Annotated in this window: 26 protein-coding genes; 5 read left to right on the top strand and 21 right to left on the bottom strand. The window is 56.5% G+C overall.

The features are described from left to right. The first annotated feature begins 4 nt into the window (after positions 1 to 4). On the top strand, positions 5 to 811 hold the full coding sequence (locus F4V43_RS10060; RefSeq protein ID WP_150458107.1) for a Cof-type HAD-IIB family hydrolase: 807 nt from the start codon (positions 5 to 7) through the stop codon (positions 809 to 811). 185 nt (positions 812 to 996) lie between these two features. On the opposite strand, the gene F4V43_RS10055 is transcribed toward F4V43_RS10060, so the two are convergent. Next, positions 997 to 2,235, bottom strand: coding sequence for an MFS transporter (locus F4V43_RS10055; protein WP_150458106.1), 1,239 nt, complete (start codon positions 2,233 to 2,235; stop codon positions 997 to 999). A gap of 281 nt (positions 2,236 to 2,516) precedes the next feature. Between F4V43_RS10055 and F4V43_RS10050 the strand changes: the two genes are divergently transcribed. Beyond that, positions 2,517 to 3,311 carry a PaaX family transcriptional regulator C-terminal domain-containing protein gene (locus F4V43_RS10050; RefSeq protein ID WP_191089548.1) on the top strand — a complete coding sequence of 265 codons (795 nt, stop codon included), beginning with the start codon at positions 2,517 to 2,519 and terminating at the stop codon, positions 3,309 to 3,311. Positions 3,312 to 3,397: 86 nt separating this feature from the next. Here F4V43_RS10050 and F4V43_RS10045 read toward each other — a convergent pair whose 3' ends face one another. Next, complete coding sequence (locus F4V43_RS10045) at positions 3,398 to 3,997, bottom strand: GNAT family N-acetyltransferase (RefSeq protein WP_150458104.1); 600 nt, start codon at positions 3,995 to 3,997, stop codon at positions 3,398 to 3,400. Positions 3,998 to 4,070: 73 nt separating this feature from the next. Between F4V43_RS10045 and F4V43_RS10040 the strand changes: the two genes are divergently transcribed. Further along, complete coding sequence (locus tag F4V43_RS10040; protein WP_191089547.1) at positions 4,071 to 4,514, top strand: MerR family transcriptional regulator; 444 nt, start codon at positions 4,071 to 4,073, stop codon at positions 4,512 to 4,514. 43 nt (positions 4,515 to 4,557) lie between these two features. Here F4V43_RS10040 and F4V43_RS10035 read toward each other — a convergent pair whose 3' ends face one another. From F4V43_RS10035 to cysT, 5 genes are all read right to left on the bottom strand, one after another. After that, positions 4,558 to 5,334 carry an MBL fold metallo-hydrolase gene (locus tag F4V43_RS10035; protein WP_150458102.1) on the bottom strand — a complete coding sequence of 259 codons (777 nt, stop codon included), beginning with the start codon at positions 5,332 to 5,334 and terminating at the stop codon, positions 4,558 to 4,560. A gap of 139 nt (positions 5,335 to 5,473) precedes the next feature. Continuing rightward, positions 5,474 to 6,541: a sulfate ABC transporter substrate-binding protein gene (locus F4V43_RS10030; protein WP_411898457.1), complete on the bottom strand. Its 1,068-nt coding sequence runs from the start codon at positions 6,539 to 6,541 to the stop codon at positions 5,474 to 5,476. Positions 6,542 to 6,561: 20 nt separating this feature from the next. Further along, positions 6,562 to 7,626 carry a sulfate/molybdate ABC transporter ATP-binding protein gene (locus F4V43_RS10025; RefSeq protein ID WP_150458100.1) on the bottom strand — a complete coding sequence of 355 codons (1,065 nt, stop codon included), beginning with the start codon at positions 7,624 to 7,626 and terminating at the stop codon, positions 6,562 to 6,564. 1 nt (position 7,627) lies between these two features. Continuing rightward, positions 7,628 to 8,425 (bottom strand): sulfate ABC transporter permease subunit, encoded by a 798-nt coding sequence (locus F4V43_RS10020; RefSeq protein ID WP_150458099.1) that lies wholly within the window; start codon positions 8,423 to 8,425, stop codon positions 7,628 to 7,630. Continuing rightward, positions 8,422 to 9,237, bottom strand: a complete 816-nt coding sequence (gene cysT, locus F4V43_RS10015; protein ID WP_150458098.1) for a sulfate ABC transporter permease subunit CysT — start codon at positions 9,235 to 9,237, stop codon at positions 8,422 to 8,424. Before cysT ends, F4V43_RS10020 begins: the two co-directional genes overlap by 4 nt. 226 nt (positions 9,238 to 9,463) lie before the next feature. On the opposite strand from cysT, the gene F4V43_RS10010 reads away from it, so the two are divergent. Beyond that, positions 9,464 to 9,865 (top strand): secondary thiamine-phosphate synthase enzyme YjbQ, encoded by a 402-nt coding sequence (locus tag F4V43_RS10010; RefSeq protein WP_150458097.1) that lies wholly within the window; start codon positions 9,464 to 9,466, stop codon positions 9,863 to 9,865. A gap of 113 nt (positions 9,866 to 9,978) precedes the next feature. On the opposite strand, the gene F4V43_RS10005 is transcribed toward F4V43_RS10010, so the two are convergent. From F4V43_RS10005 to F4V43_RS09995, 3 genes are all read right to left on the bottom strand, one after another. Beyond that, on the bottom strand, positions 9,979 to 10,560 hold the full coding sequence (locus tag F4V43_RS10005) for a TetR/AcrR family transcriptional regulator (RefSeq protein ID WP_150458096.1): 582 nt from the start codon (positions 10,558 to 10,560) through the stop codon (positions 9,979 to 9,981). A gap of 5 nt (positions 10,561 to 10,565) precedes the next feature. Then, positions 10,566 to 11,198 (bottom strand): YigZ family protein, encoded by a 633-nt coding sequence (locus F4V43_RS10000; protein ID WP_150458095.1) that lies wholly within the window; start codon positions 11,196 to 11,198, stop codon positions 10,566 to 10,568. Between the two features lie 136 nt (positions 11,199 to 11,334). Next, positions 11,335 to 12,690, bottom strand: coding sequence for a glucose-6-phosphate isomerase (locus F4V43_RS09995; protein ID WP_150458094.1), 1,356 nt, complete (start codon positions 12,688 to 12,690; stop codon positions 11,335 to 11,337). A 197-nt stretch (positions 12,691 to 12,887) separates the two neighbouring features. On the opposite strand from F4V43_RS09995, the gene F4V43_RS09990 reads away from it, so the two are divergent. Continuing rightward, on the top strand, positions 12,888 to 13,775 hold the full coding sequence (locus tag F4V43_RS09990; RefSeq protein ID WP_150458093.1) for an NAD(P)-dependent oxidoreductase: 888 nt from the start codon (positions 12,888 to 12,890) through the stop codon (positions 13,773 to 13,775). A 194-nt stretch (positions 13,776 to 13,969) separates the two neighbouring features. Here F4V43_RS09990 and F4V43_RS09985 read toward each other — a convergent pair whose 3' ends face one another. The 11 genes from F4V43_RS09985 to F4V43_RS09940 all read right to left on the bottom strand — a co-directional run bounded on the left by F4V43_RS09985 (position 13,970) and on the right by F4V43_RS09940 (position 26,666). Next, positions 13,970 to 14,290 carry a pyrimidine/purine nucleoside phosphorylase gene (locus F4V43_RS09985; RefSeq protein WP_150458092.1) on the bottom strand — a complete coding sequence of 107 codons (321 nt, stop codon included), beginning with the start codon at positions 14,288 to 14,290 and terminating at the stop codon, positions 13,970 to 13,972. A gap of 33 nt (positions 14,291 to 14,323) precedes the next feature. Then, positions 14,324 to 16,375 carry a transketolase gene (tkt, locus tag F4V43_RS09980; protein WP_150458091.1) on the bottom strand — a complete coding sequence of 684 codons (2,052 nt, stop codon included), beginning with the start codon at positions 16,373 to 16,375 and terminating at the stop codon, positions 14,324 to 14,326. Between the two features lie 163 nt (positions 16,376 to 16,538). After that, positions 16,539 to 20,441 (bottom strand): hypothetical protein, encoded by a 3,903-nt coding sequence (locus F4V43_RS09975; RefSeq protein ID WP_150458090.1) that lies wholly within the window; start codon positions 20,439 to 20,441, stop codon positions 16,539 to 16,541. 15 nt (positions 20,442 to 20,456) lie between these two features. Next, positions 20,457 to 22,712, bottom strand: a complete 2,256-nt coding sequence (locus F4V43_RS09970; protein WP_150458089.1) for a hypothetical protein — start codon at positions 22,710 to 22,712, stop codon at positions 20,457 to 20,459. Then, positions 22,709 to 23,344 carry a hypothetical protein gene (locus F4V43_RS09965; protein WP_150458088.1) on the bottom strand — a complete coding sequence of 212 codons (636 nt, stop codon included), beginning with the start codon at positions 23,342 to 23,344 and terminating at the stop codon, positions 22,709 to 22,711. Before F4V43_RS09965 ends, F4V43_RS09970 begins: the two co-directional genes overlap by 4 nt. Positions 23,345 to 23,448: 104 nt before the next feature. Continuing rightward, positions 23,449 to 23,946 (bottom strand): hypothetical protein, encoded by a 498-nt coding sequence (locus F4V43_RS09960; RefSeq protein ID WP_150458087.1) that lies wholly within the window; start codon positions 23,944 to 23,946, stop codon positions 23,449 to 23,451. Between the two features lie 12 nt (positions 23,947 to 23,958). Further along, entirely contained in the window at positions 23,959 to 24,339 is a 381-nt protein-coding gene (locus tag F4V43_RS09955) for a hypothetical protein (protein ID WP_150458086.1), read from the bottom strand. A gap of 9 nt (positions 24,340 to 24,348) precedes the next feature. Further along, a complete protein-coding gene (locus F4V43_RS19710; protein ID WP_191089546.1) occupies positions 24,349 to 24,492 on the bottom strand; it encodes a hypothetical protein in 144 nt (47 codons plus the stop codon). Next, positions 24,489 to 24,683, bottom strand: coding sequence for a hypothetical protein (locus F4V43_RS09950; RefSeq protein WP_150458085.1), 195 nt, complete (start codon positions 24,681 to 24,683; stop codon positions 24,489 to 24,491). Before F4V43_RS09950 ends, F4V43_RS19710 begins: the two co-directional genes overlap by 4 nt. A 58-nt stretch (positions 24,684 to 24,741) precedes the next feature. Next, positions 24,742 to 25,611, bottom strand: a complete 870-nt coding sequence (locus F4V43_RS09945) for a hypothetical protein (protein ID WP_150458084.1) — start codon at positions 25,609 to 25,611, stop codon at positions 24,742 to 24,744. Positions 25,612 to 25,625: 14 nt separating this feature from the next. Continuing rightward, positions 25,626 to 26,666 (bottom strand): hypothetical protein, encoded by a 1,041-nt coding sequence (locus F4V43_RS09940; protein WP_150458083.1) that lies wholly within the window; start codon positions 26,664 to 26,666, stop codon positions 25,626 to 25,628. Position 26,667 lies beyond the last annotated feature (1 nt).

The raw sequence follows: 26,667 nt of genomic DNA, 5'->3' as shown, positions 1-26,667 counted from the left end.
TCCCATGTACAAATTGATTGCCATTGACATCGACGACACGCTCATCAACGACGAGAAGGAAGTCACTCCCGCCACGCAGGCGGCGCTGGAGGCTGCGGTGAACGCAGGCGTGGTCGTAACCCTTGCCACGGGACGCGCCTACGCCTCCGCCCAGGCCGTCGCCCGCCAGACCGGGCTGAATGTGCCGATCATTACCTACCAGGGCGCACTGGTCAAGAACCTGATGGACGAGAAGGTGCTGTATGAGCGTTATGTGCCGCAGGAGGCGGTGCATCGGCTTTTTGAATACTGCATCGAGCATGACCTTCATCTTCAGACCTACATCGACGACAAGCTCTACTCCCGCGAGGAGAATCAGAAGCTGATCGACTATGCCGCGCTGAACCGGACGAAGTATTACATTGAGCCGGACTGGCACAAGCTGGTGGACCACCAGACGCCGAAGCTGCTTATTATCGACGATCCGGCGTTCCTGGATGAGCTGGCGCCGAAGCTGCGCGAGCTGCTCGGAGACAACGTGCATATTACCAAATCGAAGCCGAATTTCCTGGAGATCATGCACCGCGAGGGTACAAAAGGCTTGGCGCTGGAATTCCTGGCCGATTACTTCGGCTGCGACGTGTCCGAGACCATTGCCGTAGGCGACTCCTGGAACGACCACGAAATGCTGGAGACGGCCGGTCTCGGCGTCGCCATGGGCAACGCCATTCCCGCGCTGAAGGAAATCGCCGACTATATCACCCTCAGCAACAACGAAGACGGCGTCAAAGCGGTCATCGACAAGTTCATTCTCGGCGCGCAGGAAGCTTAGGCCGCAGCGGCCAGCCTTTTGGGACGGCGTTCTGCCTCGAACCACTCGCCTATCCAGGCGGAGCGCACCCCGGAAGCAATGCGCACCAGTGTACCCATGCAGCAAGCCCCCGTCTCCACTAAGGAAGCGGGGGCTTGCTGTGCATTCCGGGCCTTCGCCGTTAGCCGGTCTGCCCTTCTTTGGTATTAGCTCTTGGTACGGCGGAACAAATGCCGACCAGACGGTTGCGAAGCTATGGCCGCCGATACCGCAGCAGGCCCTTGCGCTGCCGCTTCAGAAGCTTGCGCCACTCCACTTCTCATCCATAACCAAATGGACAGCGCATAACATACCGCAGCGAAGAGCGTAACCCCCACAAATCCATTCCACTGTGCATAGAGAATCCCCGCGATGTAAGTACCAAAGGTCGTTGCCGCATACATGGTCGCATTGGACAGAGCGGCGATCGTTCCTCTCGCCGTTGTCGAGAGCGTCTGCAGGAGCGCCATCATGATAGGGAAAATTGTCCCTGCGATAATATACAAGAAGAAGTAGGAGACTTTAACGAGCGCGGGGGAAGTCGTGGTATTAAGCAGAAGATACAAAATCCCCATAATTGCGATGCCGTACAGCAGCGTGTTGCGCTTGCCAAGCTTAGCTACCACATTGCTGCCGAAAAAGCTGCCGATAATGTTGCCGAGTCCCATGAAAATCAGCACGTTCCCAATCTCCGAGACAGTGAGGTCGAACTTGTCGGCCAGCCACGTTCCCAGGAAACTGAACACAGCGAAGTTGCCGGACTGGAATACAAAATAGGCCAGGAAGGACTTTTTTGCTTTTCCCTCCCCCAGCAAGGTGCCGTATCGTCCGACAATCGAAGGCTGCTTGCCGGAAATCGCCGGTTTGAAGTCGGGGACGATCCATATAATCAGGAGGAACAGCAGGAACGCACAAGCTCCGATAATAAAGAACGGCATCTTCCAGGACTGGACAGCCAAATAGGTGCCGATCGGCACTCCCAAGGTTTGCGACACCGCCAGACCGGCTGTCGCAATCCCCATAGAACGCATAATTTTTTGCGGCGGAACAAGGATCGGAATGGTGGCCCAGACTTGCGGCGATGTGAAGGCGGCGAACACCCCCGCCAGTCCCCGAAACAGGACCATCGTCCAGAATCCGTTGGCAACGCCGCACAGAAACGTCGAGACGGAAAATCCGAGAATGCCGAACAGCATGACTTTCTTGCGGTTCAAGCCGTCCGACAGGGGCCCTGCAACGAGGGCAAACAAGGCGAATCCGAGGGCATAGGCCCCCACCAGCCAACCCGATGCTTCAACGCTGATATTGAACTCATGTCTCAGCGTAGGCAGCAGAGGCGAAGTCAGAAAGGTGTCTGTGCCGATGATGAACATAATCAGGAAATACAAGCTCAGTATTTTTCTCATAGTCCCTCCAGTACTCAATGGACTGCACAATCCGGGTTCCTCTGCGAATCCATGACGGATAGGCACTCGATTCAAGTGCTAACCGTCTATCCTCTCTCATCCCCTATATATCTAAAATTGGATATGATTGTGTTGTACTCCGAAAATAACACCTTATAGTGCGTTGGTCAATATTTTTATTATAAAATATTTCTATCCCGCTTCTCCTTGATTGTCAGTGTCGGATGGCCTGGTTATAATTAGAAATACACAACCACGATTGAGGTGTTGGGATGATCTCATTGGAGAAGCAAATCTTGTATATGATCCAGCATCGTCACGTAATTACGGCAGCCGAGCTGATTGAAATTTACAAGGATCGCGGAAAGACGGAGCAGACGATTCGCAACGCGCTGTCCTCCCTGAAGCAAAAGGGGTATATTCTCGCGGAGGAGCGAAGATACACGCTGACAGAATCCGGTACCGCTTTCATCCAGAGTCTCCAGCTCAAGATTTCCGGCTCGAACAGCGAGTGGGACGGACGCTGGCATGTCGTCATGTTCCGGATCCCGGAACAATTCCGATCTCTTCGAAATACGTTTCGGCGAGAGCTGGTGCAAATCGGCTACGGTCTTTTGTACGACGGCGTGTTCATTTGTCCCTATAACCGTTGCGCATCTGTGATGCAGGTTGCGAGACTGACGGGTCTGGAGAAATGGATTCGTATGGGCAGCCTAGATCTGGAGCATGGTCCGGTCACGGCAGACTTAGCGGAACAGATCTGGCCTGTTCAAGCCGTTAATGAGAAGTACGGGCTGTTCAGTGCGTGGGCGAGCGCCCAAATCGATAAATGGTCTGCTGCCGCTGCCAATCCGGCGGCGGAACCATCGCCATGGAATGTGCTGCTGCTGGTGTTGGAGCTCGGGGAGAGATTCGGTGAAATTTTGCTGGAGGACCCTTTCTTGCCGGAGCAGTTATTGCCGAAGCCTTGGCAAAAGGAACAGGCCTGGGAATTATACAACCAACACTTAAATCAGCTTGTTCCTCTCCTTCGAAGCGAGAGTCATTTATTCTCTTTAATCGTTCCAATTGATTAACGGGTTGATGTTAAAAGCCGCTCCTCTCTCCACCGAATGCGTAAAGGAACGCGGCTCTTCTTGTTTCCAAGGCCTCTGAACCCGGCTTACCCGAACTCCGCGCCCCGCACCTTCGCATAGATCCGGGTGTCCTCCCATCCGCCGGCTGGACTCTTCTGATTGCGGCGCAGCACGCCTTCGAAAACGAAGCCGCAGCGCTCGGCGACCGCGGCGCTGCGGCGGTTCCGGCCGCTGCACCGGATTTCCAGCCGGTTCGCTCCCAGCTCGGCGGCCGCCCAATCCACGATCCCGTTGACCGCTTCCGTCATATATCCCATTCCCGCGCAGGAGGTGCGGATCCAGTAGCCGATCTCGAACCGCCGCAGCGACCAGTCGATCCGGTGCAGTCCGCTGCACCCGACGAAGCCGCCGGTCTCTCTGTCGTAGAGCCGCAGAGGCAGATCGGTCCGCTGCTTGAATTCATCCCGCCCCAGACGGGTCACTTTCTCGGAACTCTTCGGGTCGGGTTCGGTCTGCGCGAATGCCATCCACGGGCGCAGCTCCTCCAGGCTCTCCCGGATCGCCGCGCATAGATCAGCGCCGTCTCCCGTACGGGGAGCACGAATCAGCAGGCGTCTTGTTTCAAAGCTGTCGCGAAAGGACAGGGACTTCGGGTCAAAAGCTTCGGAACCGGCTGGAACGGTCATCGTGACAAGCCTCCTTTTGTCGCATAAGAATCTGCTATTCCTGTATTATAATGGACAGCAAAGGAGGATGGCTATGAAGTATACGCGCGGAGAATTGGCCCGGAGGACGGGCCTGCACAGCGAGACGCTGCGCTATTACGAGCAGCTCGGGCTGATTCCGGCTCCGGCCCGCTCGGAGTCGGGTTACCGGATATACGGGGAGGAGACGGAGATACGGCTGGGCTTCATCCGGGACGCCAAGGCTCACGGGTTCAGCCTCAAGGAGATTGCCAAGGCGCTGAGCTTATCGGGCGGAAGTCTGACTCTGGAGGATTTTGAAGCGCTGATTGCGCGCAAAAAAGAACGGCTCGACCGGCAAATCGACGCCCTCCGGGCCGAGCATGACCGCCTATCCGCTCTATGCCTGGCTGATTCCCGAAGCGGAGCAGGCCACCGCCGAGATGGGACGGCACGTCGAACAGTGGCTGGACAAGGAGCAGTCCTGACGTCCGCCTGCCGAGCCGACATTGCCGGATAACGGAAGGGCCGAGCACGGGAAAAGGCCCACGAAGAAGGGCCGCCTAACGGCGGCCCAGCTCCAGCGTCAGACCCGCGGTCGCCAGCGTGACGCCGGACGGGAGCGGGTATTCCTTATTCAGATCAATATCGTGGGACATATGCGTGTATACCGCCTGTCCCGGCCGGACCGCCTTCAGCAGCTCCGCCGCCTCGGTCATATCATAGACGGAGCGGGTGGACAGTTCCGCTTCTTCTTTGTAAAAGCTTGTGCCCAGCACGAGCAGATCGGCGTCCCGCATCCGCCGCGTCTCTTCCTCCCCGAGCGAAATGGAATCGGGGCAGTAGACCCAGGCGTATCCGTCTTTTTCCAGCCGATACGCATAGGAATAGCCGTTCTTCCCGTGGCAGACGCGCCAGGCCGCAATCCGCCAGCCCTGAAGCTCGAAGCCTCCGTCGGCTTCGTGGAAGTCGATATGGCTTCCCAGCCACGGATATTGGCGCATCATCAGCGGAATCACCTCGGCCGGGGCATAGAGCTGCCCGCGCACGCCGAGCCAGCGGCAGGCATCGGCCCATTCCGGAAGACCGCCAATATGGTCAAAATGCCCGTGCGTCACCAGCAGCGTATCCATCCGCCGGATGCCCCGCGCTTCCATCTGCCGCCGCCAATCCGGCCCGCAGTCGATGACGAAGAAGTCTTCGCCGTTCTCCACCAGCACGGACGAGCGCAGCCGCGCATTCTTCCCGCCGGTTCTCGCCTCTTCGCACACCCCGCAGCCGCAGTACACCCGCGGCGTCCCCATCGCATCGCCTGTTCCCAGAAATACCAGTCTGTCCATACGCCTCTCCTTTGCCTGTCCGTTGGTAAGCTGTCTGTCTATTGTAGTGTATTTTCAGCCGGAAGGCCAAGGGTGCGGGCGACGCCCGGACAGCACCAAGAGCCGCGCCCTCTTCAGGCGCAGCCTCTTGATCGTTCTTCTATATTCCCGCCAGCACCTGATACCAGACGCCGCGCTTGGAGTAGAGGGTGCTCCGGACTTCGTCCCAGCCGCCGAGGTAGGAGATATCGAACAATCCCGGCGGTACCGGATAACGGTCCGCGTTGGCTTCATAGACGGACTTCTCCACCGGACGGAAGCCGTGCTTTGCAAAGATCTCCTGCGCCTGCGGCGTTGCCAGGAAATCGACAAGCGCCTGGGCTGCCTGCCGGGTGCCATGTTCCTCCGCGTAATGATCCACCACGGCGGCCGGATTCTCGATCAGAATCGTGTCGTCGGGGATAACGACTTCATATTTCACCCCTTGAGCGATGCGGGCCAGCAGCTCGTTCTCATAGGTGACGATGACGTCGCCCACCCCATACTCGAAGGCCGCCATGGAGGCCCGGCCGCTTTTATCGAGGGATTCCACGTTGGCATGCACGCTCTTCAGAAAAGCCTTCGCCGCCGCGGGGTCCTTGACTCCGCTCTTGGCCTCCGAAGCCTTCAGTCCCGCCCCGTAAATGGCGTTGATATCCCACTGGGCCCCGCCCGACGTCTTCGGGTTCGGGTACAGCACCTTCACGCCCGGCTTCGCCAGATCGGCGAAGTCCCGGATGCCCTTCGGATTGCCTTCGCGGGTGCCCAGCGCCACAACCGAGCGCGTAATCATCCCGTTTACCCCGCTGCGGCTCCGCCAGTCGTCCTTCACCAGTCCGGCCTTCACCAGCTTGTCGACATCGCCCTCCATAGCCAGTAGCGTCACATCGGCCTCAAAACCGCCGGCAATCGCCCGCGCCTGGGTACCCGAGGCTTCATATGATTCCTGGAATGCGATGCGCTGCCCGGTCTCTTCCTTCCATTTCGAGGCAAAAGCCGGCAAGATCTCTTCCATTGCGTCCCGCACGACGCTGTAAGCGCCGATGACCAGCGTTAGGTCCCCCGCAGGCTTACCTTCCGGCCCCGGGTCCGCGCTGCCGCCGTCTCCGCCGCAGCCAGCGGCCGTCAGCGCCAGCAGCAGAAGGCCCATTCCTATGTGCAGTCGTCTGCTCCTCCAGAATCCCTTCATGTCTACCCTCATTCCCCGGCCTAAATATATACCGGCATCGGATCTTCCTTCAAGCCGTTCTCCTGAATCCAGCTCTTCTCGTCATTGAACATATAGGCCCGGTGAACCAGCACCGAGATCTCCTGTCCCGGATGCAGCGTCTCTTTCTCCAGCGAACGGTAAGTAACCAGCTTGTGGCCCTTAACCTCGATCTCCAACAGCCATTCGCTTCCCCGAAAATGCAGATGCTTCACGACGCCCCGCTCGGTCGCCGATATTACCCGGAACTCGTGCGGCTCGCCGACTTCGATATATTCCGGCCGGATCAGGGCTTTGGCCGGCGCCCCGGACCCTGTGCCTCCGAAGCCCTTCAGCTCGGACGCGTCTTCAATCAGCGTCGATTCGCCGATGAAGGTCGCCACGAACGGCGTCTTCGGCTCTTTGTAGATGTCCCAAGGCGTGCCTTTCTGCTCCAGCCGTCCCTGATTGATAATCATAATCTCGTCCGCGACCTCGATGGCCTCGTCCTGGTCATGGGTAACGAAGATGGAAGTGATGCCGACCCGTTCGATCAGCTCGCGGAGCCAGGAGCGCAGCTCCTGCCGGATCTTGGCGTCGATGGCCGCGAACGGCTCATCCAGCAGCAGCAGCTGCGGCTCGGGAGCCAGCGCCCGGGCAAAGGCGACCCTCTGTCGCTGGCCGCCGGAGAGCTGATGCGGGTAGCGTTTTTCAAAACCCTTGAGTCCTGTCAGCTCGACGAGCTCCATCACCCGTTCGCGGATCACGTGCTTGTTCGCCTTCTTCACCCGCAGTCCGAACGCGATATTCTCGTAGACGGTCATATGCTTGAACAGCGCGTAGTTCTGGAACACGAATCCGATGCCCCGCTCCTGCGGCGGCAAATCGTTCACCTTCCGGCCGTGGAATACGATCTCGCCGGCATCCGGCGACTCCAGCCCGGCGAGCATGCGCAGAATGGAGGTTTTGCCGCCGCCGCTCGGACCCAGCAGACCGATCAAATGCCCTTTCTCGATTCCGAAGCTGACATCCTTCACCGCATGAAAATCCCCAAAATGCTTGTTCAGTCCCCGCACTTCCACATGCATATCAGCGCACTTCCTTTCTCTTCTTGCTCCATTCCATCAGCAGCAGCAGCCCTACGGAGAAGGCCGCCAGCACCAGCGCCAGCCCGCCAGCCGCGGTCACATTGAAATTCTCGACATCCTGGTAGACGAGCGTCGTCGCCGTCTGGGTCTTGTTCATGATATTGCCGGAGACGACCAGCACCGCCCCGAACTCGCCGAGCGACCGGGCGACGGTCAGAATAACGCCGTAGAGCACCGCCCACTGAATCGACGGCCAGGTCACCTTCCAGAAGGTCGTCCAGCCGTAGGCGCCGAGCGTTGAAGCCGCCTCTTCCTGCTGGGCCCCGATCTCCTGCAGCACCGGCATCACCTCCCGCACCATAAGCGGGAAGGTCACGAACAGAGTCGCAATGACCATGCCCGGAAAAGCATACACAATATCGACCCCGATCCCGGCCAGCCAGGCGCCGGCCGGACTGTCCGGGCCCAGCAGCAGCACGATCATCAGGCCGCCGATGACCGGCGAGACCGCGTAGGGCAGATCCACCACACTGTTCAGGATGCCCTTCAGCCGTTTCGGCAGCCAGGCGGCCCGAACGAGATACAGGGCGGTCATGATGCCGAATATCGTATTCAGCGCCGTCACGACGAGAACGACAAGCAGCGTCATCATCAGCGCGTGCAGCGCTTCGGGGCGGGTCAGCGCGGACCAGAACCCCGAGAAGCCGTCAGCGAAGGCGCCGGATGTCATTTTGGCCAGAGGAGCCACAATCAGCAGCAGGAATACGGCGTAGGTCAGTCCGATCCACAGTCTTCTCATGCCCGTCTCCCCCTCATCTGCACCACGTGAATGAGCCAGAGAATCAGGAACGACAGCGTCAGCAGAATGACCGAGACCGCAGCCGCTCCGGCCGGATTGTCGCTCTCCACCTCGCCGTAGATGAACACCGAGGAGACGAGCGTCCGGCCGGGAATATTGCCGGCAACGAGCACAACGGCGCCGAATTCCGCCAAGGCCCGGGAGAAGGCCAGCATGCCTCCGCTAATCATCCCCGGCATCATGGAAGGCAGGATAATCTGCCCGAATACCCGCGGGCGCCCGGCTCCCATCGTATAGGCGGCTTCCTCTTCGGAAGCATCCAGTTCCTCCAGAAGCGGCTGCACCGCGCGGATAACGAAGGGAAAGGTCACAAATACCATTGCGATCACAATGGCCGGCTGATGAAAGACGATTTCCAGGCCGAGCGCTTCCGCGATCTCTCCTGCAAGACTTCCGGGCCCGAGCAGCAGCAGAATCATGAGGCCGCCGACGGCGGTCGGAAGCGCGAACGGGAGATCCACCAGACTGTTGAGCAGCGCCCTGCCCGGGAACCGGTAGCGGATCAGCACCCAGGCGATCATGGTCCCCAGCAGAACATTAATCAGAGTCGCGATCAGCGCCAGCCTTAGTGTCAGCAGAACGGCCTTCCACGCGATGGGATCGGAGACACTCTCCCAGAAGCCTTCCAGCCCTCCGGTGAATGCATTGTAATAAACACCCAGAATGGGACAGACGATCAGCAGTACGAAATAGAGCAGTACGGTTGTCCGGAATCCCCGGGTCCAACCCTTGTGACTAAGCAGCGAATTCAAACACAGATACCTCCCCGCCTCCGGTTGACCGGTCGGTTCGCCAGGCATGCCGCCAAGAGACCGATTATTATTCCTATTAATATACTTGGATTTATGTGTATTACTTTACCAAGGAAGAAGCCTATCGTCAATTGGTTTTACGGCTAAAAGTGTAAGGTTCGGGCGGCAGCGGGTATAATGGGGTAGACACGGCCCGTTACGAAGTCCTGGAGAGGAGAATAAACTTATGCTGTATACCGTTGAAATTTCAACAAGCAAGCGCGACGAAATGCGGGATATCACCCGCGACTGCCTGTCCTATGTCCGGAAGAGCGGCGTCCAGCAGGGACTGCTGCTCGTCTACTGCCCGCATACGACGGCCGGCATCGCGATCAACGAGAATGCCGACCCCGACGTGAAACATGATGTGCTGATGCGTATGGATGAAGTCTATCCTTGGGAGCATCCGAAATACCGGCATGCGGAGGGCAATACCGCCTCCCATTTGAAGTCGATCACTGCGGGAACTTCCCAGACGGTCATTATCCATGACGGCGAGCTGCTGCTCGGCCGCTGGCAGGGCATCTACTTCTGCGAATTCGACGGCCCGCGGCGCCGGCAGTATCATCTCAAGATTATGGAGGGCTAACTCTGCCTGCGCCGGCAGGCATGGAAGCGGACAGGTGGCTTTTGCATAGCAGAGAAGCATTTCGTCACCGATTCACAGTCCTAAAGCACCGGCGCGCAGCAAAGCCCCGTCCGTCACAAACTGCGGCACAACACCTTAACATGCATGCGCGCCAATGCCTCCACGTCTTCAAACCGCACCTTGTCTTGAATATAGTAGGATATAAAACCATGAGCGGAGAGAAACAGCGTCCTCGGGATATTCTGCCAGTCGCCTGCGACATGGCCTTCTTCCTTCATATGCTGACGCACGATATCCGCGAACAAGTCGAAACATCGTCCCTGTTCGTTGCGACAATAGGCCAGCAGTTCTTCGTCCCGGATCATGAACATAATTTCGTACTGATACGGATGGTCGAGTCCGAATCGGATAAATTCCAGCACGAGCTGCTCCACCTTGGTCATGCCCGGTTCGGGAGGGTGATCCATCGCCCTGCCGAGAAGCTCGGCGACATAATTGAAATCCTCCACCACAATGGCATAGAACAGCTCGGCCTTCTCTTTAAAGTGATAATAGAGCGATCCGTGACTGTACCCCAGATGCTGACCGATACTGCGCATGGAGATCGCCCGGTAGCCCTTCGTGATGAACAGATGCCTGGCTGCTTCCAGAATCCGCTCCCGCGACAACTCCTGTTCCACTGCTCTTCTCGCCATTTTATCTATTCCCCTTCGTTAAAATAAAGCCTCCTGCCTTCCGTAATTACGGCTTGCCCCTGCGTCAGATCCGTCATCCAGGCGGTGAAATTGCCCTTCTCCCCCTCCTCCGGCAGGCACAACAGTCTGACTTTATCGCTAAATTCGGTATTGCCGGTCTTGACGCCGCGTCCTCGAAGTTCGTTCTCGACCTTGCCCAGCCAGGTGTATTCCAGCTCGACGAATATCTCCCGCCGAAGCACACGCGTAATCACCTCGCCCGCCTCCAGCGCCAGAACGGCGCCATCGGTATAAGCCCGGATCAATCCGCCTGCTCCCAGCAGAATTCCGCCGAAATAACGGGTCACGACGATTGCCGCATTCTTGACGCCCTGGTTCCGGATAACCTCCAGAATCGGCTTGCCGGCCGTTCCGCTTGGCTCCCCGTCGTCGGACGCCTTCTGAATTTCGTCCCGCTCCCCAATGACATAGGCGGAGCAGTTATGAGTCGCATCCCAATGCTTCTTCTTGATGTCTTCGATGAACCGCACCGCTTCCTCTTCGCTCTCCACCGGCATAACATGGCCGATAAAGCGCGATTTGCGGATGATGACTTCCTTGGAACCCGGGGCGCGCACCGTTCGATACTGCTGCAGCATATTCGTTCATTCCTTATTTGGCTTCTTCATTCAAGATACCGGAAGGAGCAGTCCGGGCGTATACCGCCTCTGTGGGACTGCTCCTCTCCAGTGGATGAATAATAGGTTGCTTGTGATGCTTGTGATACTTCCGGTGCTATTCGGTCAGACGGGCTTCCAGTTCGGCTTTCTCCTTATCATAGCCCGGCTTGCCGAGCAGCGCGAACATGTTCTTCTTGTAGGCTTCCACACCCGGTTGATCGAACGGGTTGACGCCGAGCAGGTAGCCGCTGACGCCGCAGGCAATTTCAAAGAAGTACACCAGGTAGCCGAAGCTGTAAGGCGTCTGATCCGGAATCGTAACCACCAGGTTCGGAACCTGTCCGTCGGTATGGGCCAGAAGCGTGCCCTGGAAAGCCTTCTTGTTGACGAAGTCAACGGTCTGTCCGGCCAGGAAGTTCAATCCGTCCAGATCGTCTGGATCGCTCTCGATGGTGATGTGTTCGCGCACGTTCTCCACCTGGATGACGGTCTCAAAAATGTTGCGGTTGCCTTCTTGGATGAATTGGCCCATGGAATGCAGGTCCGTCGAGAAATCAACCGATGCCGGGTAGATGCCTTTGTAATCCTTGCCTTCGCTCTCGCCGAAGAGCTGCTTCCACCATTCGGAGACATAGTGCAGGGATGGCTCGTAGTTGACGAGGATCTCCGTGGTCTTGCCCTTGCGATACAGTGCGTTGCGGACGGCTGCATACTGGTAAGCCTGGTTCGTCGCTACGTCCGGATTGTTGAAATCGTCGGCAGCAGCGGCTGCGCCCTTCATCATCTCTTCGATGTCGATGCCGGCAACGGCAATCGGCAGCAGGCCTACGGCCGTCAGAACGGAGTAGCGTCCGCCGACGTCGTCCGGAATGACGAATGACTCGTAGCCTTCTTCATTGGCCAGCGTCTTGAGCGCGCCCTTGGCCTTGTCGGTCGTGGCATAGATACGCTTGCGGGCTTCATCTCTTCCGTATTTCTTCTCCAGCGCGGCGCGGAAGATCCGGAAGGCGATAGCCGGCTCGGTTGTCGTTCCCGACTTGGAAATCACGTTGATGGAGAAGTCTTTGCCTTCAATAAGCTGAAGCAGGTGAGTCATGTAGGTCGAACTGATGTTATTGCCGGCAAAATAAACTTCCGGCGTGCCGCGTTTGCCCTTCTCCATGTTGTTGTAGAAGGAGTTCGTAAGCGCTTCGATCGCGGCGCGGGCGCCGAGGTAGGAACCGCCGATGCCGATCACGATCAGCACTTCGGAATCGTTCTGAATCTTCTTCGCCGCTTGCTGAATGCGGGCGAATTCTTCCTTGTCGTATGCATGCGGAAGATCGATCCAGCCCGTGTAATCGGAGCCCGCTCCGCTCTTGCTGTGGAGCTGCTCGTGAGCCAGCTTGATCGGTGCGGCGAAATAGTCGACTTCATGCTGGCTGACGAAGGATAGGGCTTTGCTATAATCGAATACGGCTTTCTTGGACATTGAAATGGGTCCCTCCTGTTAGTTCTTTCATTTGGACACGGATGGTCGCAACTTTCTAATAGGATACTTTAATTTGCCATCACTGACAAGGGCGCCGGTCACTGCGGCAGATGCCCCTTCCTTTGTTCACTTGTTCACTCCCCCGCTGCCGCGTGATAAAATAGAACCCATTAGGCCGAAAGGAGTGTTAGCATTTCATGAAACGTATTGGATTTATTGGCCTTGGCACCATGGGAGCCCCGATGGCTTCCAACCTGCTGCGCGCCGGATTCCCGGTAACCGTGTATAACCGCACGGCCGCCAAGTGCGAGCCGCTGGCAAGCGAGGGCGCAGCCACCGCCTCTACGCCCCGCGCGGCGGCGGAAGGCCAGGACACGCTGATTACCATGATCAGCAACGACGTTTCCATCCGCGAGGTCTTCTACGGGGAAGACGGCGTGCTCGCCGCGCTCCGCCCGGGGATGATCGTCATCGACTCCAGCACCATTTCTCCCGGCCTCGTCAAGGAGATCGCCGCCGCGGTGGAAGAGAAAGGCGCGTGTTTCCTCGATGCGCCGGTAACCGGAAGCAAGCCGGCCGCCGTTGAAGGCACGCTGGTCTTCATGGTCGGCGGCAGCGCCGATGCCATTGAGCAGAGCCGCGATCTCTTCGACACGATGGGCCGGCTGCTGCTGCATATGGGCGACAACGGCAGCGGAGCGGCGGCCAAGCTTGCGCACAACGCCATGGTCGGCATCCATAACGTGGCGTTGGCCGAGGGCTTCTCAATCGCCGTCCAGTCCGGAGTACCGGCAGACAAGTTCCTGGAGCTGGTGAAGAACGGCTCTGCGGGCAGCAAACAGGCCGAACTGAAGGGCCGCAAAATTATCGACGGCGACTTCAGCAACCAGTTCTCGCTGGGTCTTATGCTCAAGGATCTGAAGCTCGCTTCCGCGCTCAGCGATGCCGGCGGCGTTCCCACGCCGGCGCTGGAGCTCGCCAAGAGCCTGTTCCAGGCCGGCTATAACGGCGGCTTCGGCGAAGACGACCTCTCCTCGGTCGTCAAGGTGTATGAAGCCTGGCTGGGCCGCCGGATCGGCGAATAGGCCGGCAGGAACAGGCCGGGAAGAATGACCAGCAAAACCGGACCGTCCGCGCACTCTGCGCGGGCGGTTTTTTTGAAGTGGAGCTGAAAGGGGGCGGCTTTCGGCTGCAGCGGGTCGCTTCAGCGAATCATAAAAAAGCGTACCGGCGGCCGCCGGTACGCTTGAGTTCAAATCTTGCGGGGTCCGGGGAAGCGTTACAGCTTGTCCGGGTAAGAGCAGCAATAATCGGTAACGGTGAAGACCTCCAGAGCGAACTTGGAGTTGCCCGGAACGTGGAAGGTTTCGGGGCCCTTGATCTCCTGCCAGACTTCGGCGCCGGGAAGACGCACCTTCAACTCGCCGGACAGAATTTCCATCGTCTCCGGTCCTTCCGTTCCGAATTCATAGACTCCGGGAAGCATGATTCCCAGCGTCACCTTGAGGCCATCCTGCAGAGTAACAGTACGGCTCGTTACCTTGCCGTCATAATAAATGTTCGCTTTCTTCTGAACGGTTGCCTGCTCGAATTGTCCCATTGTCCCCAGCTCCCTTATTCTTCGAATATAAGCTTACAGCAGCGCTTTGACGCGGCTGACTACATTCTCTACCGTGAACCCGTATTCCTTGATAACCGTGTCGCCCGGAGCCGAAGCGCCGAACGTGGTGATGCCGAGAATATCGCCCTGGTCGCCGACGTAGCGCTCCCAGCCGAAGGTCTGGGCCATTTCCACAGCCAGGCGGGCCTTGACGTCCGGAAGAAGAACGGAATCGCGGTACGCCTTATCCTGCTGCTGGAACAGCTCCCAGCTTGGCAAGCTGATGACGCGGACCTGAATTCCTTCTTCGGCCAGAGCGGCCTGCGCCTTCACGGCAAGCTGCACTTCCGAACCGGTCGCGATAATCTGGGCCTGCGGCTTGCCGTCCTTCGCATCGGAGACGACATATCCGCCGCGCTTGATGTTCTCGCGCACGTTCTTCGTAGTCCCTTCCAGGATCGGCAGGTTCTGACGGGTCAGAACCAGTGCAACCGGGCCGGACTTGTTCTCCATGGCATACGCCCAAGCTGCCGATGTTTCATTGCCATCTGCCGGACGGATAACCGTCAGACCCGGAATGATGCGCAGCGAAGCAAGCTGTTCGATCGGTTCATGAGTCGGACCGTCTTCGCCGACCGCAATGCTGTCATGCGTCAGCACATACGTCACCGGCAGCTTCATGAGCGCCGCCAGACGGACGGCCGGACGCAGGTAGTCGGTGAACACGAAGAAGGTGCCGCCGAATACTTTCAGACCGGTATGCAGAGCGATGCCGTTCATCGCGGCAGCCATGCCGAATTCCCGGACGCCGAAATAAATATTGCGGCCGTCGTACGACTCCGGCGTGAACGCAGGCAGACCCTTCAGATGGGTCATGGTGGAGCTCTCCAGGTCGGCGGAACCGCCGAACAGCTGCGGAACGCCTCCGGCCAGGCCGTTCAGCGCGTTGCCCGAAGCGACGCGGGTCGAGACCGCTTTGTCTTCCGTGCTGTAAGTCGGGAGCTTGGCATCCCAGCCTTCTGCCAGATCGCCGTTCAGCACCGTGGTCAGCTGCGCGGCAAGCTCCGGATAGGCCTTCTGGTAAGCCGCGAATTTCTCATCCCATTTCTTGTTCGCTGCAATGCCCTTCTCTTTCACTTCGGCAAAACGGGCGCGCACTTCATCCGGCACGTAGAAATCTTCTTCATAGACCCACTTGTAGAATTCCTTGGTCAGCTTCGCTTCCGCCGATCCCAGCGGGGATCCGTGCGTACCGCCGTGGCCGCCGATGCCCTGCTTGTTGGGGCTGCCGTAGCCGATGATTGTCTTGACTTCGATCAGGGTCGGCTTACCGGTCTCTTTCTGCGCTTCTTCAATGGCGCGGCCGATGGCCGGAAGATCGTTGCCGTCTTCCACGCGCAGCACCTGCCAGCCGTAAGCTTCAAAACGCTTGGCTACATTCTCGGAGAAGGCCAGGTTCAGCTTGCCGTCGAGCGAAATATCATTGGAGTCATAGAGAACGACCAGCTTGCCGAGCTGAAGATGGCCTGCCAGGGAAGCCGCTTCCGAAGAGATGCCTTCCATGAGGTCGCCGTCTCCGCAGATCGCATACGTATAATGGTTGATGATGTCATGGCCTTCTCTGTTGTACGTTGCGCCGAGCTGCGCTTCCGCAATCGCCATGCCGACCGCCATCGCGATCCCCTGTCCCAGAGGACCGGTCGTGGCGTCCACGCCGGCGGTATGTCCAAACTCCGGATGACCCGGCGTCAGGCTTCCCCACTGACGGAACTTCTTCAACTCTTCCATTGGAAGATCATAGCCGCTCAGGTGCAGCAGACTGTACAGCAGCATGGAGCCGTGTCCGGCGGAGAGAACAAAGCGGTCGCGGTTCACCCATGTCGGATGCTCCGGGTTATGGTTCATCGTCTTGGCGAAGAGCTGATAGCCCATAGGAGCGGAGCCCATCGGCATCCCCGGATGGCCGGAATTCGCCTTCTCGATGGCGTCGATGGCCAGAGTTCGGATCGTGGTGATCGCAAGGTTGTCCACCGTGGAGTTCTCGTCCTGCGGCAATGCCTGCTGTTTTGCCTGTTCTTCGGTCATTATTATCCTCCTCAAGACTCATAAATGTCATTTTGACTATTATTGTATCACTAAAGTGGAAGCATTTCCAATAGTGTTTTTTGAAGCGGCGCTGCTGCGTTCCGCTTATTCAGTGTCGTATACAGGCTGTTTTTTTATGCGGAACACTCCCTTCGTTCTCTGTTTATTTCACCCGATGATTCCGGAAGTAATCATCCCAGGCCCCCCGGATTTCGACCACAACGCGGTCCACTTTAGTGTGATAGGCATTGCGGGCAGTGAATGTAAAAGCGAGCGGTCCATCAGGCAGTAGGGCAAACGCCGGATCGGACATTTCTCCGGTCCAGAGCGTTCTGTCTTCATTTAGCGGATGAAGCTCAGCCTGCCTCCCGCCGTCCATCTGTGCAGTAATTGTATCAGGCAGCCCCGCAGCTTCGGCATAGAGCACAAACTTCTCCCCGGCCCAGAACACGCGGTATCCCCGTGGCAGTTCGGCATTGCCGCTCTGCTTCAGGTTGTACTGCTGCCGGTTCGCGTTCCAGTCGTCCGTATGCTTCACGCTGCCAGTGACGCTGAGCAGGTTGGCCATAAGATAACGGGGATCGGAAGTCGTGCTTCCGTAACCGGCCCCGTCCGGCCCGTCATATACGGTGACGCTGACCTTGTACACCTTGTTCTCGACCAGCGCATTCGCCGGAACAGTCCACTGGTTCGCGCCCGACAGGGTAAGTGGAGACTCCAGAACCGGCGCATTCGTCGCAGCATCCCTGATATGAACCTGGTACCGGTGCTGTTCGTCGCCGTCCGGATCGGCGTAATTCCACTTGATTACCGGCGTCAGGGTGCTGGCAATCGTCGGTTTGGCGGAGCTCTGACTGGACGGAAAGGCGAGCTCTACGGTCGGCAGCCGGTTCTGAACCGCCAAGCTGTGCGTTTCTTCCCGGTACAGGCCCAGCGAATCCGTCACCACTTGGCGAATCGTAAACGTCCCGTTTGTACTGAACTGCTTTTCCCAATCGGCTACCGAGCTTATTAGGCTCTCGCTGCCGCCGCTTGACTTCAGGTAATAGCGATACGTGATCGTGTCGCCCTTTGATTCATCATCGTCATAGGCGGTACTGGTGATCCGCAGCGTATCCGTCCGGTAAATCGGAACTCCGGTTGCATCCCGGCCGGTGTCGGTGATTAGCGTAAACCCGGGCACCGGCGGATTATCCACGATGAATGCCCGCTCGTTCGACAGCTCGGACCAGCTCTGCTTGGAATAGACGCGCCCGATGACGCTATAGGGAACAAAAGGTTCGAACTTCATCGCCGGGCTCTGCCACTTCCGCGCTGTGCCTGCCGCGTCGGTGTTCTCGGCGGTGGTGCAGAGCAACCCGGCCTTGTCGTAAAATTCCAGCCGATACTTCTCTTGTGCGTCATTCTCGGGGTCCGAGTATGACCAGGTTACGAACGGATCGCCGTCCTTGACAGCATCCAGGATGGTTGGATTTGTCGCGGTTCCGCTTGGAGCCGTTATCGTCATGACCGGAGGCAGATTCGGCGCAACATTCACCTTCAGCGCGGCAATATTGGACTTGGCCCCGATCGGGTCAACGGCCCAATGTTCCAAGGTGTAGACACCGGGTTGGTCATAGTCCATCTGCACATTCGGCGTGCGTCTTATCTCCTTCGCCCCGTCCTCATTCGTGATGCGCCAATAATACTGAAGATTGCCCGCATCTGAAGAATCTCCGTCCTCATCGGCCGATGTGTACGTGTATGTCCGGTATTGAACAGCCGCATCGGATCCGCCGATTGCGGCGACCGGAACGTGGTTCAATACCTTGAAGAGCCGGGTGGCATTGGAGCTTAAGGTGCCGTCCGACGCCGTGAGCCGCATTTCCCAGCCTTCCGATACGGCTTGCCTTTCGGTCAGCCCCATCTGAGTGATCAGACTGCGAACACTGACGTTCTGATTGCGGTTGCTGCCGGCAAAATAGTAGCTGCCGCTGCCAAGCCGCGCATTCCATTTATAGCTTACAGCGTCTCCATCCGCGTCCGGATCGGGAGTCGTATTCTCCATCGTGACGACCGAATCCCGGTACAGCTCTTCCAGCATCGCAAAAGCCGCAACCGGAGGCGCGTTGGTCACCTGAATACTCTGAGAATACGGGCTGGACCACAGCCCCCGGCTGTCGCGGACTTTGAGAGTCAGCGTATAGCTGCCGACGCCGTAAGCGGCAATATTGGGCGGCATGGTCGCCGGTCCCCAGGAGTGCCACTTTGTTCCTTCACCGCTCTTCTCTAGCGTCCACTCATACGTATCCAGCACATCATTATCCGGGTCGAAGGAGCGGTCTGCCACAGTGGTATTCTTGCGGTAACTGACATTATTCGGCGTCACTGTGAAGAGTGCGACCGGAGGCATATTGCCAGGTTCGCCTACACCGACTTGATACCAGTCGCTCCATACTCCGATTCCGTCCGGTCCGTCAATGTCCCGCACCCGCAGCCGAATTTCATAGGCGTCATTGGCCGGAAGTACCGATAAACTTCCCTCTGTCCAGGTCTCGTCGGATTTCTTCTTATACTGCCACTGACGGGCGTAAATGCCTTTGTTCGGAGCCGAGACATGGTCCAGATCATAGGACTGATCCGCAATCGTAACGTTTCCGTTATTCAGTCTGGCCGTGAACAGCGCCACCGGCTTACGATGAACCAGGAACGTCATGCTGGAGAGATTATCCCGGCTCCATTGCCGGAACTCATCGAACCGGTTGTCGTTCAGCGGGTTGTCCCGGTTCTGAAATCTCGCTGCGTAAGCGCCGCTGTATGGAAAAGAAGTGTACCTGCTGCTTCTCCACAGCCCGTTATCTGAAATTAGCCCCATCGGATTATCGAAGAATCCGGGGTCTTGTTCATACATGTACCGTTCTGCGTATTTGGGATCGTTCTCCGGATCGGCGTAGCTGCCGGATATGCTGACCGGCTCATTGACCAGAATATAGGCTTTATTCTTCAGCCGCTTCGTTACGGTGAGGCTGGTTGAGGCGACTGCCTTCATCTTGAAGGGATCTACCGCTTTTACCTGTATCGTGTACGTGCCCGGCGACAGGCTGTCCGTCAAGGTATCTACCGGGATGATGAAATTCTTGGGCGATCCGGTAGCGGGTATGGATATTTTCCGGTAGAACACATTCGGAATTTCGGCAATCAAATCGAGCGTATCATTGTCGGGGTCCTGCACATAGCCCTCCAGATTGTAAGTGCTGAACCCCGACTCGTTCATGATGCTTCCCGGAAGCGAAGTCAGCGTCAGTTTCGGTGCTTTGTTGGTCGTCAGCGGGATTGTAACCGTATCGGTAATGCTGTAGGGATAATGATTTGTACGGTTGAAGTTCATATTGAGCGTATCATAAGAGTCCGTATATTTTAAGGTAAGTATTAGCGCTACTGGCTTCTTGGCCGGATCAAGCGGAAAGTAGGAACTGGGCACAATGTAAGTTTGAGAGTAATCGAGCTGGTAATAGTCCGGATGATTAACGGGGTCAGGGTACCATCTTTTATAATAGCCCATTGGATTCTCCCGGATTTCATTAGAACCATTATGATATCCGCTAAGATCGCCATTCTCGTACATGCTGTTAAAAGTGCCGCCGTGCGTGTTGGCTAATTGTTCTATGGTGCCGTCACTGTATTTAAGATCCAGATTCTGATCCCACCAAGTATCATACCCATGCCAGGCCCGGTCCCGCGTCCAATTCTTCGCCAGCTCTCCCAGAGGTTCCCGATGAACCTCAACTCTGGTCGGAGCGTAGATGCCGGTCATATCGAGATAGAGAAGATGCTGGACCTGGTCGTATTTGATTTTGTACGTGTTCTCTCCGAAATTCGCCTCCATCGTACTCGCATACCAGTCCGGGTCTCCGGGGTAACTGGCGGGCCTTGAAGCCGTATAAGAACGGGCCGGAATGGTGACATCGTTATACTCGATGATTTCTCCCGCAGCTTGTACCTTCTCCGGAGCCGGATTGAACCAGGGAAGCAGCGCCAGAGAAAGGATACCTGCAAGTACTCTGCGCCAAATGGTCTTTAAATTCATCTGCTTTCTTCCCTCCTACCAGGACCAGTCCACTACCGGGGCGCGGTTATATACCGTCAGGATCTTCTCGGTGGCACTTTGTGAATCCGTATTCGCGGATCTTCGGTCCGCAGGCATTACAAACTCCTCCAAGGTCGGCTGATCGAACTCTTCCGTTACGGTTAAGCGAATTTCATAGCGGCCTACAGCTGCCGGATTGAAGGCAATGCGGCTCTCGTTGGCATCGCTAAGAGTAGACCAGGCTTCGTCGCTGAAGCTTCCGTCATTATCCGAATCATACCGGTACTGCCAGAGCCGGTGACCGATGAAGTCATAGTCCGGCGAAAAAGACATGTCGTCCAGCACCGCAGCGGCCTTGTTGCCATGTTCCGGGTCCCGGTAAGCCTGGTTTGGAACTGAAAGGTACGCGGTCGGCGGTTCGTCCGGCGCGATCTCAAACGTTATTTCAGCGGTATCCGAGTAGCCGACATTATTCACGACATAAATCGTAGCCCGGTAGGTTCCTGCTTTCTTGATGACCAAATCCTTATCGCTCACGCCGGTTAACGTGCCGCTGTACTTAATGTCACCTGCCGTCCCTCCGCTGACCGCCTGGATCGTGAACCGGGTCTTGGAGGAGTCTACCGGGAAATGTTCGGCAAGATTTACGCTGGCATCGTGGAGCGTGATTTTCCGGTTCTCTTTCTTCGTGCCGAGAATTTTAACAGCTGCCTTCGGCTTTGGGGCATTGATATTCACTTTGGCCGTAGTGCTGCCGCTAAAGTTATCATTGTCGGTTACCAGCAGGCTGATTGTCCGGCGGTTCCCCACCTCGGATAGCGGATACCAAGTAAAACCGTAGGGGCCGGTGACTGGCTCTACCGCCGATCCGGTGCCGTAATCATAATCCGTGATTGCTCCATCGGGATCGTAGGAGTCTTTTCCATAGACCAGGAACTCCTGGCCGGCCATGACAGAGTCGGGAACGCTAAGGACGGCGACCGGTCGCTTGTTGCCCCCGCCGGATGGCGGGTTTCCCGCAGAATCGGTTACGCCTACCGTTGCTTTCATCGTCTGGCTTAACGTTGTAACACTCCCGTTCAGGGTGTCGATCGGCTTCGAAAAGCGGACCGTAACGGTCAGCGTGTATTCCTTCTCATATTCCCCCGTGGGAACCCTGCCTTTAGGAATGACCAAGTTGGCGAAGGTCTCGCTGCTCTTGAGCGCCTTGATATAATTCTTCTTCGTATACACGGTACTGCTGCCAGACTCCTTGGCATAGAACACCCATTCTTCGATGTTAGAAGAATTATTGTAGGCCAGTAGCTCGCCGTTAATCTTCAAACTGACCGGGATATCCTTGCCCTGGTTGCTAGTCGGGTTGGGGTTAGGGGCAAGAACGGTGACGATGCCTTCCAGAGCCGGTTCAGTCAAAGGTTTGTAGTCAAAAGAAACTTTGCCCCCGTAGCTGTAGGTGGTGAGTTTGGCGGTGGCGGTGTAATGATAATTCACAGTAGCTTTGTAGAATCGACCTTCCACCCAACCAGTAACGGGTATGGTAGCCGCATCTGTCTGATCTTCATAGGTAGAATTTATTAAGGGGCTACCCTCGGGACCAATAACGTAGTTTGTGATGATTTTCCCGTTTTTGAATTTAGGTTCTCCTTTCAAATAGTCAGAACCTGATACAAACACAGGTTTTACTGTAGAATCAACGACATACTGATTTTCTACAACCGCGCCATTCGTTGTATACCAAACTCGCCCCACCGTACTTTGATTGGATGCCGCAGAAACCAGCGTCATAGGCGGATACTTGGAAGGGGTTGTCCAGTCACTTGCATCTTTTGCCTGGTAGTCTAGTGTATCCTTCGCTTCGTTATAGTTGTTAATTTGCCAGCGTCTGCCGTCTGCATATAACCAAATACTATTGCCGATGTTGGTTGTGAAGTCCTCACCGCGCACCCCGCTGTATCCAGAAACCTCGACTGTTTCAGGCTTGCTAATGCCTTTCAGCGTGACTTTAATTTTGCCGTTTTCGAGAGACATACTGACCAACGTATTATCCCCGCTGTATTTCAAGCTGCTTGTCGAAATCGACGATGCACTAACACCGCTGGGCAGGTCAAGATAGAACGCCTTTGCGCTGTTGTCATTTCCCCGAAGACCGCTGGATAACGGAATTCCAATTGAAGCCGATTTCGCATCCGCAGCCTGGGCATCTGTAACAGGCAGGGTGGGAATCAGGAGTAAAAGGACCAGCAGAACCAGCAGTAATTTTGATCCGTTCATTCTGCCAACTCCGGATCATTCGCTACATACTTGCTTACATAATTCCCATAATTAAGAGAAATTCTGAAGTATTCAAATTTCCCCTTATAAAGATAAGCCTGATAAGTAGTCAACGATTCGCCAGGGTTTAACGTGAAGTTTCTAAGCGCTTCCTTGCTATTTTTAACTTTAAGCATAGTTTGCGGGGTAGCATCGTAAGCCTCCCCTTTAGTATCAGCAAAGAATAATCTCCACTTGTAGAGAAGGTCTGGCACCCCGCGTTTTACAATTTTTTGCGATTTATTTGTAATCGTAATCTTGGTCCAGATGAAGTATTTAGGATTGGTTACCATCCCATTGCCATCTACGAACTTATACTTCTCCCGCAGCGCTACCGCCGCAGGCGAATTGTAATCATAAATCATAATCTTCTCCAACGTATAACTGAGCCCCCCGGCCGTTACCGTCACCGGCAGCTCCACATCCTTCTTCAGACCATACTTGGACAGGTTGTCCAGCATGACCGGGGCCGCTGCTTTAGCCGGGCTGGCAGCTGTCGCTGCAAGCTTCACAGGAGCGGCGGTTGCTTGGGATGCGGTGAATGGGGCGGCAATCAATGCTGCTGCCAAGGCTGCTGTCAGTACGTTTTTCATAAAATACAAACTCTCCCTTATTAATTATTTAGTCTTGGGCTCTGGGCTTATTAGGGCAACCCGCCCGAACTTAGGCGGGTTGCCCGATAAACCCGGAGTTATCGTCACTGATCCGGCTTGTACTCCTGGATGGCAGGGACCCGGATGGGTTCCTGCGAATTTAACCGGGCAATCAGTTCGGGATGGCGGGTCTCGATTACCGCTATGACGGACGGACCCAGCAGGTACTTGGTAATGCCGTATTGGTCGTCCTCATAGAGCATGGGGAATTCTGCTCCTGAACTCTCGTCCAGAACCTTGAACTCTACAATTCGAACGGCCGCATTCAGCGGACTTCCGGGAAGGGGCGCCAGCGTGCGGTCGAGACCGAGGTTGGCCTCTAGTCCCGACTTGAAAATCTCCAACGCAGCCGCGCGGTCAATGGTGATCCGTCCCTCCGCCAGTTCCCCGGGATCCAGCGCTCTGGAGGCGTCATGCACCGCCAGATTGTTCGCGTCCTTCAAAAGCGCGCGCTCCGTATCCCATTCCTGGTTCTGGGTCTGAAACAACCAGGCATATACGAAGATCAGCAGGACAAAAGCAAGCTTAATGATGTAGTCCATGTCCGGGCCCTCTCATTCCACATACTCGCTCATAACCGAGCCGTGTCCGTAGTACTCTTCCGGTTGCTTCGCTGTGCCAAAGAAGTACGGGAACATTGGAATTCGGGGAACACGAATATACACGTCGATCCGGGCCTCGCGATTCTGCACGGCTTCCGTACTGCCGGTTACTGAAATGGAAGAAGGCGAGAAGCCCAGCGCCTCCAGGTTATGGACAACCTCATTCTTCAGAGAAGAAGTCACTATGCCCTCAGTCGCAGCCTTTTGGGCCAGATAGGACGTATTGGCTTTCACCTGCAGGTCCAGCAAATAATCGATATAGGTGAAGATCGGCTGCAGCATTATAAACAGGATCAGCCACATGAACAAGGCACGAATTACCGTCTCTTTCATGGCCGGCCCCTAGTAATGTTCTACTTGCTTCACATGCGAAATGATACCGTCCTGGCTGCTGCCGATGATATGTACAGCCGCTGCGATGAAGATGCCGGCAATAACAAACCCGATGGAGAGAAACAGCGCCACGGAAATCGAGTCTTTCTTCATGCCGGGTATCCACCACTTGGGGTAACGAAATCGGAAGGAAGCTGAAGGCTAACGGCCGGGATAGCCGGACGGTTGTCATCCGCATCATTAATAACATCCCGCACGACCGGAAGCAGCACCGCGATAACAATCGCGACACAGAGGAATCCGATGGCGATGAACAAACCCGTAGAGATGGCGTCTTTTTTCATTGTTAATTTCTCCCTTTTCATTTTATATTTTTTAAGGATACTCGAATATGACAAATATTCATCGGAAGAGATCCACTCCGTTAAAGTTTCCTTTGATCAGCATAATGTACTGCATAGCGAGAACTACGATCATCAGAAAAATAGCGACGGATGGAATCACATTGATAACCGATGCGACGTCCCCGATCATGGACCAGCGCCGCAGATACTGGTCGCTCGACATCCGGGCAATCATATGTCCTTGTTCCCGCAGATACGCTGCCGCTTCCAGATCGTCATCCATCCCTTCGGTAGCGAGCAGAATGGACCGCACTTCTCCAATCAGGGAGTGCCCGCTGCCAAACCGGCTGCAGAACCACTCGATCGCCTCCTCATTCCCTTCGTCCACCGCCACTTCCGAAAGACGGTACAGATCCTGCCGCAGATAGTGAAAGTGTCCGGCCGATTCGGCGCAGAATTGCCCGAACTGGACATAGCCTCTCCGGCGCAGCCGGTTATTCTCGTAGAGACGAAGAAAAGAGATGAGTTCGCTGTCCTTTTGCAGCAGCACTCTTCGGTTCATCCATCTCAGCAGCCAGCCCATCGGCATGAAGCGCGCCGGACTGCTTACCAAAAGCAGCATAAGCACGGTCAGCCCATCCGAAGCCGCCGGCGGCTCTTTTCGCAAGAAACAGCTCAGACTCTGCACACCGAGATAGAGCAGTAGCGCCCCGTACCGGAGGAGAGATACACTTCTTGCCGAGACTGTCAGCCCCGCCCCATCCAAAAGCTGCTGAAGGCTGCTGGCCTTCAGCCGTTCGCCAACCGCCTCCCATCGCCGTCCGAGGCGCTTTAAATAGCGTTCTCTCCCGCTCTCCGCCCCGATCAAGGCCATACAAGCCAAATACAAAACGCCCAGAATGGCGACCAGCTGCAACAGCCGGCTCATGGCATTCCCCTCCCCTAATGGTAATCCAGCTTCGGCTTCGCCAGAACGGTGCTGACTGCGAAGGACAGGAACAGACCGGCCGCGATGACCATGAAGAAGATCAGCCCGGATCGGGTCTGAAATTGCAGCCGGAAGTATACTCCTGGCCTCAGCATGTACATGAAGGTTCCCACCGAACTGAATAGAACGATCAGATTGCCGTACAATCCGAGACTGATGGCGTCCCTGGCATTGGCCTTGACCGCAAGAATCGTCTCGCGCTGTTCTTCCATAGACCGGGTAAGCGGAAGCAGCGCATTCTTGAGATAGCCTGTTCCTTCCCGCTCGGCATACCGCAGATCGGATACAAAGGCAGCGGCAAATGTAGTGGAAATGGAGGACGCGAACCGGATGGTCTCCTCCCGAAGCTCATGCTCCGTGCTGTAACCGGCAAACGAAGCGGCCAGCCTCTGAAGCGGATGGCGCAGGACGTTGTCTCCGGCCAGCGAAGCCGCGGTCTGTTCCAGCAGCGCATCGACCGGCAAGTGCGTATATTTGGCTGCAAGTTTGACAACCTCCAGCAGGTCGTAGCTTGCTTTGACACGGATGCCCGCATACCGGTAACGAAGCCTGAGATAAGGCAGGAGCGTAGCCAGCACGGTGAGGAACAGCGCCAGCCGCCATGATCCCGTTCCTGTCCGGGGCGAGGCATGGAGGGTACCGCTCAGCAGCGCATTGTGATATCCCAGGTAGCCGGGCAGCTCCCGCAGTGTGACCCAGGAGGACAGAAAGACGGTCAGACCAAGCAGAACGGTTCCTGCCAGAAAACGGACTACCGCTGTGCCCGGAGCATAAAGGGGCGAAGCCAGATAGAGCAGGTTGTCCAAATGCCGGCAGAATCGGTACTTTCTTTGAATTTCAGCCCACCGTTCTCCCCCGTCCCTCTCCCGCCGCAGGCCCTCGGTCCGAAAGTCAAGCCCCTCAATCACCGGTACGATCAGCGGCTGAACCAGCAGCCATAGTCCGCAAGCCGCTACGAGATGAAGCGTGAACCGCACCATCGCCAATACTGCCATT

The sequence above is a fragment of the Paenibacillus spiritus genome, assembly GCF_008710135.1.
GTDB classification, from domain to species: Bacteria; Bacillota; Bacilli; order Paenibacillales; family Paenibacillaceae; genus Paenibacillus_AQ; species Paenibacillus_AQ glufosinatiresistens.
The sequence above is the reverse complement of the archived record's forward strand: the minus strand, read 5'-3'. Positions and strand labels throughout refer to the sequence as shown.

Excerpts from the sequence above, each read along its gene's own strand:
- F4V43_RS10060 (WP_150458107.1), top strand. The coding sequence starts at position 5 with ATGTACAAATTGATTGCCATTGACATCGACGACACGCTCATCAACGAC.
- F4V43_RS10055 (WP_150458106.1), bottom strand. The coding sequence starts at position 2,235 with ATGAGAAAAATACTGAGCTTGTATTTCCTGATTATGTTCATCATCGGC.
- F4V43_RS10045 (WP_150458104.1), bottom strand. The coding sequence starts at position 3,997 with ATGACCGTTCCAGCCGGTTCCGAAGCTTTTGACCCGAAGTCCCTGTCC.
- F4V43_RS10040 (WP_191089547.1), top strand. The coding sequence starts at position 4,071 with ATGAAGTATACGCGCGGAGAATTGGCCCGGAGGACGGGCCTGCACAGC.
- F4V43_RS10035 (WP_150458102.1), bottom strand. The coding sequence starts at position 5,334 with ATGGACAGACTGGTATTTCTGGGAACAGGCGATGCGATGGGGACGCCG.
- F4V43_RS10030 (WP_411898457.1), bottom strand. The coding sequence starts at position 6,541 with ATGAAGGGATTCTGGAGGAGCAGACGACTGCACATAGGAATGGGCCTT.
- F4V43_RS10025 (WP_150458100.1), bottom strand. The coding sequence starts at position 7,626 with ATGCATGTGGAAGTGCGGGGACTGAACAAGCATTTTGGGGATTTTCAT.
- F4V43_RS10020 (WP_150458099.1), bottom strand. The coding sequence starts at position 8,425 with ATGAGAAGACTGTGGATCGGACTGACCTACGCCGTATTCCTGCTGCTG.
- F4V43_RS10010 (WP_150458097.1), top strand. The coding sequence starts at position 9,464 with ATGCTGTATACCGTTGAAATTTCAACAAGCAAGCGCGACGAAATGCGG.
- F4V43_RS10005 (WP_150458096.1), bottom strand. The coding sequence starts at position 10,560 with ATGGCGAGAAGAGCAGTGGAACAGGAGTTGTCGCGGGAGCGGATTCTG.
- F4V43_RS10000 (WP_150458095.1), bottom strand. The coding sequence starts at position 11,198 with ATGCTGCAGCAGTATCGAACGGTGCGCGCCCCGGGTTCCAAGGAAGTC.
- F4V43_RS09995 (WP_150458094.1), bottom strand. The coding sequence starts at position 12,690 with ATGTCCAAGAAAGCCGTATTCGATTATAGCAAAGCCCTATCCTTCGTC.
- F4V43_RS09990 (WP_150458093.1), top strand. The coding sequence starts at position 12,888 with ATGAAACGTATTGGATTTATTGGCCTTGGCACCATGGGAGCCCCGATG.
- F4V43_RS09985 (WP_150458092.1), bottom strand. The coding sequence starts at position 14,290 with ATGGGACAATTCGAGCAGGCAACCGTTCAGAAGAAAGCGAACATTTAT.
- tkt (WP_150458091.1), bottom strand. The coding sequence starts at position 16,375 with ATGACCGAAGAACAGGCAAAACAGCAGGCATTGCCGCAGGACGAGAAC.
- F4V43_RS09975 (WP_150458090.1), bottom strand. The coding sequence starts at position 20,441 with ATGAATTTAAAGACCATTTGGCGCAGAGTACTTGCAGGTATCCTTTCT.
- F4V43_RS09970 (WP_150458089.1), bottom strand. The coding sequence starts at position 22,712 with ATGAACGGATCAAAATTACTGCTGGTTCTGCTGGTCCTTTTACTCCTG.
- F4V43_RS09965 (WP_150458088.1), bottom strand. The coding sequence starts at position 23,344 with ATGAAAAACGTACTGACAGCAGCCTTGGCAGCAGCATTGATTGCCGCC.
- F4V43_RS09960 (WP_150458087.1), bottom strand. The coding sequence starts at position 23,946 with ATGGACTACATCATTAAGCTTGCTTTTGTCCTGCTGATCTTCGTATAT.
- F4V43_RS09955 (WP_150458086.1), bottom strand. The coding sequence starts at position 24,339 with ATGAAAGAGACGGTAATTCGTGCCTTGTTCATGTGGCTGATCCTGTTT.
- F4V43_RS19710 (WP_191089546.1), bottom strand. The coding sequence starts at position 24,492 with ATGAAGAAAGACTCGATTTCCGTGGCGCTGTTTCTCTCCATCGGGTTT.
- F4V43_RS09950 (WP_150458085.1), bottom strand. The coding sequence starts at position 24,683 with ATGAAAAAAGACGCCATCTCTACGGGTTTGTTCATCGCCATCGGATTC.
- F4V43_RS09945 (WP_150458084.1), bottom strand. The coding sequence starts at position 25,611 with ATGAGCCGGCTGTTGCAGCTGGTCGCCATTCTGGGCGTTTTGTATTTG.
- F4V43_RS09940 (WP_150458083.1), bottom strand. The coding sequence starts at position 26,666 with ATGGCAGTATTGGCGATGGTGCGGTTCACGCTTCATCTCGTAGCGGCT.